Below are 13335 nucleotides of genomic sequence, written 5' to 3' on the forward strand. Positions count from 1 at the left end.
GGCAAAAAGAGCGGCCGGGGGCCAAACTCACATCGCCTTAAGGCGATGCTCAGACATGGCCCCCTCTTTTCCGCTCTTTTTGCCTGCCGACGAGGACGCCCCATACGGCCTGGTAAACCTTGACGGCTCGCTTCGCATCGCGCTGGGGTGTGGACCGCCCTTGGGGGCGCTCCACACGGCTGCACCGAATCGTTGTCTGGTTGCTGCGCTCTTGTTTTGGTCCTCGGATATTGAAGGTTGGGGAACTCGCGCGAGTGAGATCTGGGCCATCTGGCTGTCTTATTGCTTACGCAGAAACGGGTACGCTTTGGTCGTCCGGGCTGCGTTTATCCCGGATTCGCGCGTGTATCGGTGCGTGTGTCAGCCGGTGAAATCGCCGTGCCGCCCGGCGCCGCCGACAAAGCGGGCGGCGCCCTGGATGCCTTCCTGGAAGACGATCGGCGCGCCACTGGCGCCTTCGGCTCGCAGGGCGTCGGCCAGCGGCAGGTCCCATTGCCCATAGGCGGAGGCGCGGTCCGTCAGCATGCAGCGTTGGGGAAAGGCGGCCAGTTCGTGCGCCAGCGCTTCGGCGGCGGCGCGGGCCTGGCCCGGCTCTACGAGGCGGTTGGCCAGTCCCATGGCCAGCGCTTCCTCGGCGGGCACGGCGCGGCCGGTGAGGATCAAGTCGAGCGCGCGGCCCATGCCGACGATGCGCGGCAGCCGTACCGTGCCGCCGTCGATCAGCGGCACGCCCCAGCGCCGGCAGAACACGCCGAAGACAGCGCCGCGCTCGGCCACGCGCAAGTCCGCCAGCAGCGCCAGTTCCAGCCCGCCCGCCACCGCATAGCCGCTGACCGCCGCGATCAGCGGCTTGGACAGGGCCAGCCGGCTCGGGCCCATCGGGCCCGCGCCGCCGCCTTGCGGATCGAGTTCGTGGCGCCGTGCGGGGTCGCCCACCGCCGACAGGTCGGCACCGCCGCAGAAATGGCTGCCCGCGCCCCACAGCACCGCCACGCGCAGGGCCGGGTCGGACTCGAAGTGCGCGAAGGACTCGCGCAGCGCCAGCGCCATGGGACCGTCCACGGCGTTGCGCTTGTCGGCGCGATCCAGAATGATGGTGAAGACCGGGCCGTCGCTTTCGGTCCTGACATACGGGTTGGGCTTAATATCCATGCTCGCGTCCTCGGTGCCTGGGATTGTTAACGTGCTTATCAAGTGGCGATGGGGTGTTGGTTAGGTGTTTTTCCAAATACCAAAATATTTCATAGAATGATATATATGTGGAATTAGAAGAAATATTTGTGGTTTACCCTTCACCGTTCACGCTGCCGACACTGCACTTCTTGCCGCCCTTATTGCCCCCGCTGCCGCTCATGCATGAAATAGAGATCCGCGAGCCCTCCGCCACCGACCTGGTGCTGGACCTGCTCTTCGGCCACCCGGAACGAACCCTGCCGGTGCAGGCGCTGGCGCGCGGCGCCGAGGTGATGGGCATCGGCACGCCCAGCGTGCGCGTGGCGCTGACGCGGCTGCAGCGCCAGGGCCGCATCGTCAAGACGGAGCGCGGCTGCTACGCGGTGCTGCCGGAGGGCAATCCGGTCTATGACGAGGTCGAGCACTGGTTTGAAAAGGAAAGCCGGCTGGAACACTGGGCCGGCGACTGGCTGGTGGTGCAGGACGCCGCAGTCGCGCGCAGCGAGAAGACCGCGTGGCGGCATCATGCGCGCGCGCTGGCGCTGTGCGGCTTCCGCACACTGGCGGCCGGCATCAATGTGCGCCCCGACAATCTCGCCGGCGGCGCCGTGGCGACGCGCTCGGCGCTGACCCGGCTGGGCATGGCCGGTGCCAGCCTGCTCTTCGTCGGCCGCGAGTTCGACGCCGATGCCGAAGCGCGCATGGAACAACTGTGGGACGTGCCGGCGCTGCAATCGGCCTACCGCCGCGCGCTGGCGCAGCTGGAGCGCAGCCAGTCCAAGCTGGCGCGCATGGCGCCCGACGCCGCCGCGCGCGAGACCATGCTGGTGGGCCGCGCCATCATCCGCGCCATCGTGCGCGATCCGCTGCTGCCCGAGGCCATCATGGACCCGGCGCCCCGCCGCGCCCTGATCGAGGCCACCCGCGCCTACCAGTTACAGGCGCGCGGCCTGTGGGTGACGCTGCTGGACGGCTGATCGCGGCCTGGTGCCCGCCGGGAGGCGTATGCGCACCATGCCTCGCCAAGCGGCGGCGACTCACGTAAACTGGCCGGAACTTATGCGGCACATCGTGTCACTCAGTCAAGTGACGCGCACTGGCGTTGCCGGGACCTCACGGGCCCCGCCAGGTGCTTGCGCCGCATCTACGCTGGCCAAGACAAGGAGTACAGGGTGAGCATGCCCGATTTCGACATGGTGCTGTTCGGCGGCACCGGAGACCTGGCGCGGCGCAAGCTGCTGCCGGCGCTGTTCGATGCGCACCGGGCGGGTCTGCTGCACCCGAACGCGCGCATCCTTGCCACCGGCAGCCATCCCCTGACCACCGAGGACTATGTCGGCTCGCTGGAGCAAAGCGTGCGGCCCGGCCTTGAGCATGCGCCCCCGGAAACCTGGGCCAGTTTCCTGGCCCGCATCAGCTACGTGCAGGCGGATGCCCGCGAGCCGGCGCACTTCGATGCGCTGGCGCAGAAGGTCCTCCAGCGCGCGCCCGAAGTGGTGGTGTGCTATCTCGCCACGGGCCCGCACATCTTTGTGCCCATCTGCGAGCAACTGGCGCGTACGGGGCTCAATCATTCCAATGTCCGCATCGTGCTGGAGAAGCCGCTCGGGCACGACCTGCATTCTTCCGATGCGATCAACTCGGCGGTGGCGCGGTTCTTCGCCGAAGACCAGATCTATCGCATCGACCACTATCTCGGCAAGGAGTCGGTGCAGAACCTGATGGCGATCCGCTTCGGCAATGCGCTGTTCGAGCCGCTATGGCGCCGCGAATGGGTGCAGGACGTGCAGATCACCATCGCCGAGGAGCTTGGCGTGGAAACGCGCGGCGACTTCTACGACAGTACCGGCGCGCTGCGCGACATGGTGCAGAACCACCTGCTGCAATTGCTGTGCATGGTGGCGATGGAGCCGCCCACCAGCCTGTCCGAAGACGCCATCCGCGACGAGAAGATCAAGATACTCAAGGCACTCAAGCCCATCACGCCGCAGGACGTGGCCGAGAAGACCGTGCGCGGGCAGTATCGCGCCGGCGCGGTGGGCGGCAAGCCGGTGGTGGGCTACCTGGACGAGAAGGGCATCGCGCCCGACAGCCATACCGAGACCTTCGTCGCCATCAAGGCCGAGATCGCCAACTGGCGCTGGTCCGGCGTGCCGTTCTACCTGCGTACCGGCAAGCGCATGCAGTCGCGCGTGGCGGAGATCGTGATCCACTTCCGCGATGTGCCGCATGCGATCTTCCCGCGTCCGCTGACCCTGTCGCCGCAGAACCGGCTGGTGATCCGGCTGCAGCCCGAGGAGAGCATTCGCCTGTATTTCCTGGTCAAGCAGCCCGGCGATACCGTGGCGCTCACCGGGACCTCGCTTGACCTGGACTTCGCCAACTCCTTCAAGGTGCGGCGCGCCGGCGCCTACGAGCGCCTGCTGCTCGATGTCATCCGCGGGCGGCTGGGTTTGTTCGTGCGGCGCGACGAGCAGGCGCAGGCCTGGCGCTGGGTCGAACCCATCCTCGATACCTGGGCGGACAGCACCGTGCCGCCCAAGCCGTATACCGCCGGCACCTGGGGGCCGGCCGCTTCGTCCGCGCTGATGTCGCGCGACGGCTCGCTCTGGCACGAAGAGGTCTAGCCGCGGCTTTGTTTGCAGGTTCTTGCAAGCCTTGCCAACCATCACTCGAACAGGAGAAACCATGCGACGCTACGAACATACTTCCGAGGCGGACCTGGCCGAAGCGATGGCGATCTCGGTGGCCCACGCGCTGGAGACTGCCATCGGCGTAAACGGCTGGGCGGTGCTGGCGGTATCGGGCGGCCGCTCGCCGGTGCCGCTGTTCGAGCGCCTGCGCCACCGCACGATCCGCTGGGACGCGGTCACTGTCACGCTGGTCGACGAGCGCGTGGTGCCGCCGGACCATGACGACAGCAATGGCGCGCTGGTGCGCCGCCACCTGCTGCGCGAGGCCGCGGGCAAGGCGGCCTTCGTGCCGCTGGTGGCCGATGCCGCCGAGGTGGCCGATCCGGCGGGCGCGGTGGCGCGCCTGAATGCGGCCTGGCGGCAGCCCGACGTGGTGGTGCTGGGCATGGGCGAGGACGGCCACACCGCCTCGCTGTTTCCCGAGGCCCCCGAACTGCAGCAGGCGCTGGCCGACACGCAGCCGGGCTACCTGGTGACGCATCCGCGCGAGGCGCCGCACGCGCGCATCACGCTGAACCTGGCGGCGTTGCTGGCGGCCGACCGCGTTTTCCTGTCGTTCGCGGGGCCGGCCAAGGCAGCCGTGTTCGCCAGCGCCTGCAAGGGGCCCACGCCGGCGCTGCCCGTCAGCCTGGTGCTGAGCCGGCATCGCCACGGCACCGATGTCTTCTCGGCCTGACGCCATGCAAGGCTATCCGCGCTTGCTGGGCGATGTCGGCGGCACCAATGTGCGCTTCGCGCTGGAGACCGCGCCGCAGCGCATCGGCCCCGTGACCGCGCTCAAGGTGGCGGATTTCCCCTCGCTTGAGGCTGCCATGCTGCACTACCTCGGCGGGCTGCCGCCCGGCAGCGCCAGGCCGCGCTACGCGGCGGTCGGCCTTGCCAATCCCGTGACCGGCGATCGCGTCAAGCTGACCAATCACGCCTGGGCGTTTTCCATTTCTGAGATGCAGCGCTCGCTCGGCTTCGACCTGCTGCTCGCGATCAACGACTTCACCGCGCTGGCGCTGGGTCTGCAACACCTCGGCGAGCAGGACCTGACGCTATTGCGCCCGGGCACCGCCGTGGCCGGCGCGCCGCGCGCGCTGGTCGGGCCCGGCACCGGCCTGGGTGTGTCCGGACTGGTGCCGGCGCGCTCGGGCCCGGCCGTGGCGCTGGCCGGCGAGGGCGGGCATATCGAGCTGATGCCGGAGACCGAAGACGAATGGACCGCCTGGCGCGCGGCCCACCAGGCCTTCGGGCGCGTCTCCGCGGAACGTCTTTTGTCGGGCATGGGACTGTCGCTGACACACGCCGCGCTGCACGCAGAAACGGGTACGCCCCTGGCGCGGCAGCTCGCACCGGCGCAGGTAACGGAAGGCGCGCTCCACCGGCACGACCCGGTCTGCGAGCGCGCGCTCGCCGTGTTCTGCGGCCTGCTGGGGTCCGTGACGGCCGATATTGCGCTAGTGCTCGGCGCGCGCGGCGGCGTCTACCTGGGCGGCGGCATCCTGCCGCGCTTCGTGCCCGCGCTGCGGGCGTCTGCCTTCAACGCGCGGTTTGCCGCGAAGGGCCGCATGCGCGCCTACCTGGAAAACCTGCCGGTTTACGTGATCACCGCCGGCTTCCCGGCCCTGCCAGGACTGGCGCAGGCGCTGGCCGAGGCGATGGCTCACGGACTCCCCGACGCACAATCCAATCCAACCAGGCCAGCCTGAACCGGAAGAACTGACAATGCGAGTGCTGCTGGTGGAAGACGACGCCATGATCGGCGATAGCGTGAAGCTGGCGCTGCGCCAGGAAGGCTTCGCGGTGGACTGGGTACAGGATGGCGAGGCTGGCCTTGCCGCCGCCACCCAGTCGGGCGGACCGGACGGCGAAGCCTGCTACGCGCTGATCCTGCTCGATCTCGGCCTGCCCCGCCGCTCCGGCCTGGAGGTGCTGGCCGCGCTGCGCGCGCGTGGCGTGAACACGCCGGTGCTGATCCTGACCGCGCGCGACGCGGTGGCCGATCGCGTCGCGGGCCTCAATGCCGGCGCCGACGATTACCTCGTCAAGCCCTTCGACCTGCAGGAACTGGCCGCGCGCATGCATGCGCTGATGCGCCGCGCCGAAGGCCGCGCGGAGCCGCTGCTGCGCTATGGCGGCATCGTGATCAACCCCGTCACCCGCGAAGTCACGCTCGACGGCGAGCCGGTGCGCTTGTCGGCGCGCGAGTTCGGCTTGCTGTCCGCGCTGCTGGCGCGGCCCGGCAAGGTGTGGTCGGTGGCGCAGCTCGAAGAGCGCCTGTACGGCTGGGGCGACGAAGTGGGCAGCAACACGGTGGAGGTCTACATCCACGCGCTGCGCAAGAAATTCGGCGCGGCGCTGATCCGCAATATCCGCGGCGTGGGCTATGTGGTGCCGAAGCTGGAGGACGGCGCGCCGTCTTCGTCCGGGAGCGCGGGCTGATGCGTTCCATCCAGAGAACCCTGCTGTGGTGGCTGGCGCTGGGCCTGCTGGCCGGCATTGCCATTGCCACCTTGCTGATCTATGGCCAGGCCCGGCAAGAAGCCAATGCGCTGTTCGATTACCAGATGAAGCAGGTAGCCGCCGCGCTGCCCAGCCAGTTCGCCAATCCGGTCACGCCGTTGTTTACGCCGCCGGAGCCGCCCGGCGGCAGCCTGTTCCATGCGGACGAGGACGTGGTGATCCATATCTGGGACGGCTCGGGGCGCAGCCTCTATCTCTCGCACACGCATCCGGCCCTGCCGCCGCGGGCCGAGCTGGGCTTCTCTAATGTCAGGACCGACGAAGGCGAATGGCGCATCTACAGCGTGCAGCTCGGGCCTGCCGTGGTGCAGATCGCCCAGCCCATGTCGGCGCGCAGCCAGGTGGCCGCGCGCATGGCGTTGCGTACTGTGGCGCCGTTGCTGTTGCTGCTGCCGCTGATCGGCTGGGTGGTCTGGCTTGCCGTGGGGCGTGGCTTGCGGCCCTTGCGGGAGATCGCCGCCGGGGTGCGACAGCGCGACATCAATGCTCTGGCGCCGCTGGCCGTCAGCAGCATGCCCGACGAGATAGCGCCCCTGACCGAGGCGCTCAACCAGTTGCTGGCGCGGCTGTCGCACGCCATTGATACCCAGCGTGCCTTCGTCGCCGACGCCGCGCACGCGCTGCGCACGCCGCTTGCGGCGCTGCAACTGCAAGCCCAGCTGGTGGAGCGCGCCGACACGGCCGAGGCACGCCAGGAGGCCGTGCGCAAGCTGCGTCAGGGGCTGGAGCGGTTGACGCATCTGGTGGCCCAGTTGTTGACGCTGGCGCGCCAGGAGCCAGGCGCCGCGGCGCCGCCGCATGAGCCGGTGGACCTGCGCGCGCTGGCGCAAGACGTGGTGGCCGAGATGACCCAGGCCGCGCTCGATCGCCAGATCGACCTGGGGCTGGATGCCGGCGCGGATGCCGGGCCGGCTATCGTGCGCGGCGATGCGGATGCGCTGCGCATCCTGCTGACCAACCTGGTCGACAACGCGCTGCGCTACGTGCCGGCCGGCGGCAAGATCGATGTGCAGGCCTGCCGCGTGAAGGCCGTGGCGGCCGGCGCGGCCGCGGACACGGTGCAACTCGTGGTGCGCGATGACGGTCCGGGGATTCCGGCCGCCGAGCGCGCGCGCGTGTTCGACCGCTTCTACCGTGTGCCGGAAGCCCCCACCGGAGGCAGCGGGCTGGGTCTGGCCATTGTGGCGGAGATCGCGCAATCGCACGGCGCGCGCGTCGCGCTGGAAGACGCGGCGCCGGGGCTGCGCGTACGGGTCGAATTTCCCGCGGGCTGAATCGCGCCGCCTCCCGTATCAGCCTACCGGCGTGAGCACCGGCTCCCCGGCAAAGTGCAGCCGGCTGTTCTCCAGGAACTGCCGCACCGATGCCGCGATGGCTTGCGGCGACCAGCCCGCCATGTGCGGGGTCAGGACCACATTGGGGCAGTCGAACAATTCGGCCGGCGGCTCGGGCTCGGTCTCGTACACGTCGAGCCCGGCGCCGCCGAGCTTGCCTGCGCGCAGGGCGTCGGCCAGTGCCGCGGTGTCGAGCACGCTGCCGCGCGCGATATTGACCACGAAGCCGCCCGGGCCAAGCCGGGCCAGCACCCCGGCGTCGACCAGGTGCCGGGTGCCGGAGCCGCCGGGCGTTGCGATCACCAGGTAGTCGGCCCATTCGGCCAGCGCGCCAGGCGTATCGAAATAGCGGAACGGCGCATCGCCGCGCGGCGTGCGGTTGTGATAGCCCACTTCCAGGTCGAAGCCCAGCCCGCGCTGCGCGATGCGCCGCCCGATGGTGCCCAGGCCAAGGATGCCCAGGCGCTTGCCCGACACATTGGGGCGCAGCGGCAACGCGGTGCGCCACTTGCCGGCGCGGGTGGCCTGGTCCAGCACCGGTATGGCGCGCACGCTGGCCAGCAGCAGCGCCATGGCGTGGTCCGCCACGCAGCTGTCGTTGGTGCCGGCGCCGTTGGCGACCGTGATGCCGCGCGCCCGCGCATGGGCCACGGCGATGTTCTCGTAGCCGGCGCCCAGCGCGCACACCAACTCCAGCGCGGGCATGGCGTCGATTTCGGCGGCGGTGAGGCCCGCCGAGCCGATCGTCAGCACCGCGCGTACGCTGGCGCCGGCCTCCTTGATCTGGGTGGTGCGGCTGGCGCTGTCGGGCGCGTAGCGTACCTCGTATTGTTCGGCAATCCAGGAAAGGTGTTCGGTGCTGACGTGGCTGAGGACGAGCAGGAGCGGCTTCATGTTGGGCGGGATGTTCTGGGACCGCCGGCGACGGGCGGAAAGAGGGCGGCTGGCTCCAGGGGCGGGGCCTAAGCTGCACCGCGGCATTGTAGCGGCGCTGCGCCAGGCTTGCCGGCGCGGGGCGGATGGGGGCCGATTATCAAATTTCCGCCAAGAGTGCTTCCAATCCAGGGTGGATGATCGGACGGCGCCGCATGATCATAATGACCGGAACGGAGGAGGCCTTCCCTTCTCCCTCATCGGTTGACGATTAAAGGAGTCTTGCCATGTTCCCCGATTTCGAGGATGCCAGGGTGCTGGTGGTTGGCGGCAGTTCCGGCATCGGCCTGGCCACGGCCACCGCTTTTGCCGCCCGCGGCGCGAACGTCACCATTGCCTCGCGCTCGCGGGACAAGGTCGATGCCGCCGTGCGGGGCCTGGCTGGCAGCGCAGGCACGGTGACGGGCGCCACGCTGGACATCACCGACGACGCCAGCGTGGCGCAATTCATGAGCACCGCCGAACCGTGGGACCACGTGGTGATCTCCGCCGCGCAAACGCCGACCGGCCCGGTGCGCCAGTTGCCGCTGGCCGACGCTTATGCCGCGATGGACAGCAAGTTTTGGGGCGCCTACCGCGTGGCGCGCGCAGTGCCGATTCGCGCGCGGGGCTCGCTGACGATGGTGTCCGGTTTCCTGGGCGTGCGCCCGAGCAAGGCCTCGGTGCTGCAGGGTGCGATCAATGCCGCGCTGGACGCGCTGGGCCGCGGGCTGGCGCTGGAGTTGTCGCCGGTGCGCGTCAATACCGTGTCTCCGGGCCTGATCGCCACGCCGTTGTGGGACAAGCTCGACGGCGCGGCGCGCCAGGCCATGTACGAGAGCGTGGCCGCGCGCCTGCCGGCGCAGCGCATCGGCAAGCCCGAGGATGTGGCGCAGGCCATCCTCTACCTGGCCGGTACGGGGTTTGCGACGGGTTCGACGGTGCTGGTGGATGGCGGCGGCGCCATCGGCTGAGCCTCGCACCGAGGCGCCGAACGCACGCAGAAACGGGTACGCTTTGCCGCCGGGACGGCCCGGCATGACTTGAAGTGATTGAGGAATGCCGTTCTAATGCGGCGGATGCGACTTCCTGGTCCCCCAATGAAACCTGCCTTCCTGTCTGCCTTGTTGTTAGCCACTGCTATGGCGATCCCGGCCGCCCCCGCAGCGGCGGCCGCGCCGTCCCCTGCGACGCAGGCCGAGGTGAGCCACCTGTTCTCCTATCTCGCCGGCTCGAATTGCCAGTTCAACCGCAACGGCAGCTGGTATTCCGCGCCAGACGCGGCCGCTCACCTGAAGAAGAAATACGACTACCTCGCCGACAAGGGCGCCGTCACCACTAGCGAACGCTTCATCGAGCTGGGGGCTAGCAAGAGCAGCGTCAGCGGCAAGCCCTACCTGGTGAAGTGCGGCCAGGCGCAGCCGGTGGAGAGCGGCCCCTGGCTGGGCGCCGAACTCGCACGCTATCGCCAGAAGGCGGCGGGCAAGTAGGCCTGGCCGGACCGGCGCGCCGACCGTCGGCAAGACGCTTTTCCGGCGCTTGCGGGCGCGTTTGCAGGCGCGCAGAAACGGGTACGCTTTTGCATCCCGGCACGCCGGACCGGATCGTGCGGCTGTGTCAGACAGTTACCTATGGCGGCTCGGCATTCGCCGAACCATACTTCCCCTCGGACGGTACCCCAGGCGTATCGGCCAATGTGTCCTCAAGGCCCGGCGCGCTACCTGCCGCGCGGGGTTCCTCTCAGGCCCATGTGATGCCGGTCCAGGCATGGTTTATCCAGGCGGCAGGTTTGGCTAAGGAGACTCCGGATGCAGACCGTCATATCCCATCACGAAAGCGAAAACCAAAACCAAAACGAGAGTGAAAGCAGTCGCGTGCCCGCCGCCACCTGGCGCCGGCTGACGCACCGGGCCGGCGTGGCCGTGGCGGTCTGCAGTGCCCTCGCGGCGCTGGGCTGGATTGCCTGGATCTGCTGGCGGCTGGTCGGCGTGGGTTCGCCAGGCAGCATGAGCTTTGTCGACGCCCTGGTGGTCCTGGTGATGCTGGTGTTCACCTGTGGCGCTGCCGTGGCCGTCTGCGCCGTGTGCGAAATGGGGCAGCGCTGAGCCGGCGGGCCGGCCTGATTTCGCCACGATAGCCGGGCACTTTGCACCGGACGGGGCGCATGGGCGGCGCGGCACCTCAGGTTTCCTGCGTCATCCCGCTCAGGTCTATCCATGCGTCGAACTGGGCCTCGGTAACATGGCCCGACGCCAGTGCCGCCTCGCGCAGCGACAGGTTCCGCCTGACCGCCAGGCTGGCAATCTCGGCGGCGCGGTCGTAGCCGATGTGCGGATTGAGCGCGGTTACTGGCATCAGCGAGCGCGCCAGCAGTTCGGCGATGCGCTCGCGATCCGGTTCCACGCCTTCCACCATGTGCGTGGCAAAGCTCGCGGTGGCGTCGGCCAGCAACGTGACCGATTGCAGCAGGCTGTACGCAATCACCGGTTTGTAGGCGTTGAGCTCCAGCGTGCCAAGCCCGTTGGCCAGCGTGATGGCGGTATGGTTGCCGATCACCCGGCAGCACACCATGGCCAGCGCTTCGGCCTGGGTCGGGTTGACCTTCCCCGGCATGATCGAGGAGCCCGGTTCGTTGGCCGGCAGCACCAGTTCGGCAAGACCGGCGCGCGGGCCGGACCCGAGCAGCATGAAATCGCGCGCGATCTTCAGGAAGGACGACGCCGTGGTGTTGAGCGCGCCCGACAGGTCGGCCAGCGCATCGTGCGAGGCCTGCAACGCGTACCGGTTGGGCGCGGGCTCGAACGGCAGGCCGGTGAAGTCGGCCAGCGCGCGCGCGAACACGGCGGCAAAGCCATGCGGCGCATTGAGTCCGGTGCCCACCGCCGTGCCGCCCTGGGGCACCGGCATGGCGCGCAGCATGGCATGCTGCAGGCGCGACTGGGCATCGCCCACCTGGGCCTCGTAGCCGGAGAATTCCTGGCCGAGCGTCAGCGGCACGGCGTCCTGCAAGTGCGTGCGGCCCACTTTGACGATGTCGGCGAAGGCGTCCACCTTGCGCCCGAAAGCCTGCCGCAAGGTCTCCAGCGCAGGCAGCAACAGCAACTGGATCGTGCGGGCGGCGGCGATATGCATCGCGGTGGGAAAGCTGTCGTTGGAAGACTGGCTGGCGTTGACGTGATCGTTGGGATGCACCGGCTTCCTTGAGCCCGGCTCGCCGCCGAGCAGCTGGATCGCACGGTTGGCAATCACCTCGTTCAGGTTCATGTTGGTCTGGGTGCCGGAACCCGTCTGCCAGACCGAGAGCGGGAATTCGTCCGGCCATTTGCCGGCGATGACCTCCTGCGCCGCCTGTTCGATGGCATGGGCCAGTTCGGGCTTGAGCACGCCCAGTTCGCGGTTGGCGCGGGCCGCGCAGAGCTTGAGGATGGCAAAAGCTTCGATCAGCGCCGGCGGCATTTTCTCGGTGCCGATGCGGAAGTTCTGGCGCGAACGCTCGGTCTGCGCCCCCCACAGGTGCCCGGCCGGCACCGGCACGTCGCCAAGGCTGTCCTTTTCGATCCGGGTGGCGGCTGGCTTGCGCTCGGACATGGCATTCTCCTGTTCGGTCGGCGGACGGCTCCGAAAAAGATCCTGGCTTTGCCGCGCCGGCTGGAAGTGCAATGCGTCCTGGCCGCAGCGGCGGGTTGCGGGCTCAGGCCTTTAGAATACGCCGCGCCGCCGCGGTTCGTTGTCCGCAGGCATGAATGTCAATCCCCGTATGCGGGGAAAAAATACACAAGGGAGCCGCTTATTTCGCTCCTTGTTTTATAGAAACAAGCATAAATTCCATGCAAACGCTAAATGTCGGGACAACTCGCGTTGCGCCCCGGACCTGCCGGCCTGCGTCGCGGGCCGGCGCGGCGAAAGCTGTCGCATATCCCCGCTTGTGGAGGGGGAGGGTTCACGCCGAAGCCGGAAGCTGTCAGTCTGTCGACGCCCGTCCGCCCCGGCCGGCCAGTCTGTTGGGGCGGAGTGGCTGATAACACATTTCAACCTGCATGGTGTGATCGTAGGGCATCTTTTTTTGCGAGCTCACGGAGCTGCATGTTGCACGGATGAAACATGGCCGGCCGACGGACTATTGTTGCGCACGAAGCATTTGCGGATAAGCCCGGGCGGTAACAAAATGGGCTTCAACAATAAATATATTTTCGGTGAGTATTTAAAACAGGAACTCGGGGTGAATCAAGCGATTCTTCAGTATTTGACTGAGCGCCATTGCTCATCGCAATGGCGTGACGTCTTGTCAGCGTTGGGCGAGGAACTGGCGGAAAGCATGGATCCGGCGAGCCTGCGCGCCGTCATGTGGCGCGTCGGTGCGCGTTTTGCTCAACGATTCGACCCGGGCGAGTGCGCCACGCTCGCCGAACTGGAACGGGCCATTGCCCAAATCTGGCTGGACGTGGACTGGGGCTGGACCAGCATCGAGGATGCTGGCGGCGCCCTGGTGATCCGGCACTACTGCGCACCGCTGAAGGCGGCGCTCGGAGACGCTGCCGACGACTGGTCACCGGCGTTCCTGGAGGGGGCGTACCAACACTGGTTTCGTATGCTTGGCTCGTCCGAGGCCCTGCGGGTCAGCCAGAGTACGCCGATTGATCCCACCGGATGCGTTGAATTCCGGTTTGGGCGTTGAGGTGCTGCGGTGGTTTGCCGCAGGTCCGCCCCGGCGCACC

At 68.3% G+C, this 13335-nt stretch carries 13 protein-coding genes; 10 read left to right on the plus strand and 3 right to left on the minus strand.

Annotation, left to right across the window (positions count from 1 at the left end; all coding sequences use genetic code 11):
* Positions 1-360: 360 nt before the first annotated feature.
* Positions 361-1152 (minus strand): crotonase/enoyl-CoA hydratase family protein, encoded by a 792-nt coding sequence (locus AC1DS6_RS01355; protein ID WP_477101776.1) that lies wholly within the window; start codon positions 1150-1152, stop codon positions 361-363.
* Between the two features lie 200 nt (positions 1153-1352).
* Between AC1DS6_RS01355 and AC1DS6_RS01360 the strand changes: the two genes are divergently transcribed.
* The 6 genes from AC1DS6_RS01360 to AC1DS6_RS01385 all read left to right on the plus strand — a co-directional run bounded on the left by AC1DS6_RS01360 (position 1353) and on the right by AC1DS6_RS01385 (position 7648).
* Positions 1353-2150: a PaaX family transcriptional regulator gene (locus AC1DS6_RS01360; protein ID WP_441636597.1), complete on the plus strand. Its 798-nt coding sequence runs from the start codon at positions 1353-1355 to the stop codon at positions 2148-2150.
* A 201-nt stretch (positions 2151-2351) separates the two neighbouring features.
* Positions 2352-3800, plus strand: a complete 1449-nt coding sequence (zwf, locus tag AC1DS6_RS01365; RefSeq protein ID WP_441636601.1) for a glucose-6-phosphate dehydrogenase — start codon at positions 2352-2354, stop codon at positions 3798-3800.
* A gap of 61 nt (positions 3801-3861) precedes the next feature.
* The gene (gene pgl / locus AC1DS6_RS01370) at positions 3862-4542 is read left to right on the plus strand and encodes a 6-phosphogluconolactonase (protein ID WP_477101777.1); all 681 of its coding nucleotides are present in this window, start codon (positions 3862-3864) and stop codon (positions 4540-4542) included.
* A 4-nt stretch (positions 4543-4546) separates the two neighbouring features.
* Positions 4547-5560, plus strand: a complete 1014-nt coding sequence (gene glk / locus AC1DS6_RS01375) for a glucokinase (RefSeq protein ID WP_477101778.1) — start codon at positions 4547-4549, stop codon at positions 5558-5560.
* A gap of 16 nt (positions 5561-5576) precedes the next feature.
* A complete protein-coding gene (locus tag AC1DS6_RS01380; protein WP_441636591.1) occupies positions 5577-6293 on the plus strand; it encodes a response regulator transcription factor in 717 nt (238 codons plus the stop codon).
* Positions 6293-7648 (plus strand): ATP-binding protein, encoded by a 1356-nt coding sequence (locus tag AC1DS6_RS01385; protein ID WP_441636589.1) that lies wholly within the window; start codon positions 6293-6295, stop codon positions 7646-7648. The genes AC1DS6_RS01380 and AC1DS6_RS01385 overlap by 1 nt, the downstream gene beginning before the upstream one ends.
* Positions 7649-7666: 18 nt before the next feature.
* Here the strand turns inward: AC1DS6_RS01385 and AC1DS6_RS01390 are convergent, their stop codons facing one another.
* A complete protein-coding gene (locus AC1DS6_RS01390) occupies positions 7667-8602 on the minus strand; it encodes a 2-hydroxyacid dehydrogenase (RefSeq protein ID WP_477101779.1) in 936 nt (311 codons plus the stop codon).
* 266 nt (positions 8603-8868) lie between these two features.
* Between AC1DS6_RS01390 and AC1DS6_RS01395 the strand changes: the two genes are divergently transcribed.
* The 3 genes from AC1DS6_RS01395 to AC1DS6_RS01405 all read left to right on the plus strand — a co-directional run bounded on the left by AC1DS6_RS01395 (position 8869) and on the right by AC1DS6_RS01405 (position 10725).
* Positions 8869-9594 (plus strand): SDR family oxidoreductase, encoded by a 726-nt coding sequence (locus tag AC1DS6_RS01395; RefSeq protein ID WP_477101780.1) that lies wholly within the window; start codon positions 8869-8871, stop codon positions 9592-9594.
* A 168-nt stretch (positions 9595-9762) separates the two neighbouring features.
* A complete protein-coding gene (locus AC1DS6_RS01400) occupies positions 9763-10110 on the plus strand; it encodes a YfeK family protein (RefSeq protein WP_477101781.1) in 348 nt (115 codons plus the stop codon).
* Positions 10111-10428: 318 nt separating this feature from the next.
* On the plus strand, positions 10429-10725 hold the full coding sequence (locus tag AC1DS6_RS01405) for a hypothetical protein (RefSeq protein ID WP_477101782.1): 297 nt from the start codon (positions 10429-10431) through the stop codon (positions 10723-10725).
* A gap of 76 nt (positions 10726-10801) precedes the next feature.
* On the opposite strand, the gene AC1DS6_RS01410 is transcribed toward AC1DS6_RS01405, so the two are convergent.
* A complete protein-coding gene (locus AC1DS6_RS01410) occupies positions 10802-12208 on the minus strand; it encodes a class II fumarate hydratase (protein WP_477101783.1) in 1407 nt (468 codons plus the stop codon).
* A 577-nt stretch (positions 12209-12785) separates the two neighbouring features.
* On the opposite strand from AC1DS6_RS01410, the gene bcsD reads away from it, so the two are divergent.
* Entirely contained in the window at positions 12786-13295 is a 510-nt protein-coding gene (gene bcsD, locus AC1DS6_RS01415; RefSeq protein ID WP_477101784.1) for a cellulose biosynthesis protein BcsD, read from the plus strand.
* Positions 13296-13335 lie beyond the last annotated feature (40 nt).

This window comes from Cupriavidus sp. 05L310 (assembly GCF_056398185.1).

What these genes read in the sequence shown, in the direction of transcription:
- AC1DS6_RS01355 (WP_477101776.1), bottom strand. Translation starts at nt 1,152, where the DNA reads ATGGATATTAAGCCCAACCCGTATGTCAGGACCGAAAGCGACGGCCCG.
- AC1DS6_RS01360 (WP_441636597.1), top strand. Translation starts at nt 1,353, where the DNA reads ATGCATGAAATAGAGATCCGCGAGCCCTCCGCCACCGACCTGGTGCTG.
- zwf (WP_441636601.1), top strand. Translation starts at nt 2,352, where the DNA reads ATGCCCGATTTCGACATGGTGCTGTTCGGCGGCACCGGAGACCTGGCG.
- pgl (WP_477101777.1), top strand. Translation starts at nt 3,862, where the DNA reads ATGCGACGCTACGAACATACTTCCGAGGCGGACCTGGCCGAAGCGATG.
- glk (WP_477101778.1), top strand. Translation starts at nt 4,547, where the DNA reads ATGCAAGGCTATCCGCGCTTGCTGGGCGATGTCGGCGGCACCAATGTG.
- AC1DS6_RS01380 (WP_441636591.1), top strand. Translation starts at nt 5,577, where the DNA reads ATGCGAGTGCTGCTGGTGGAAGACGACGCCATGATCGGCGATAGCGTG.
- AC1DS6_RS01385 (WP_441636589.1), top strand. Translation starts at nt 6,293, where the DNA reads ATGCGTTCCATCCAGAGAACCCTGCTGTGGTGGCTGGCGCTGGGCCTG.
- AC1DS6_RS01390 (WP_477101779.1), bottom strand. Translation starts at nt 8,602, where the DNA reads ATGAAGCCGCTCCTGCTCGTCCTCAGCCACGTCAGCACCGAACACCTT.
- AC1DS6_RS01395 (WP_477101780.1), top strand. Translation starts at nt 8,869, where the DNA reads ATGTTCCCCGATTTCGAGGATGCCAGGGTGCTGGTGGTTGGCGGCAGT.
- AC1DS6_RS01400 (WP_477101781.1), top strand. Translation starts at nt 9,763, where the DNA reads ATGGCGATCCCGGCCGCCCCCGCAGCGGCGGCCGCGCCGTCCCCTGCG.
- AC1DS6_RS01405 (WP_477101782.1), top strand. Translation starts at nt 10,429, where the DNA reads ATGCAGACCGTCATATCCCATCACGAAAGCGAAAACCAAAACCAAAAC.
- AC1DS6_RS01410 (WP_477101783.1), bottom strand. Translation starts at nt 12,208, where the DNA reads ATGTCCGAGCGCAAGCCAGCCGCCACCCGGATCGAAAAGGACAGCCTT.
- bcsD (WP_477101784.1), top strand. Translation starts at nt 12,786, where the DNA reads ATGGGCTTCAACAATAAATATATTTTCGGTGAGTATTTAAAACAGGAA.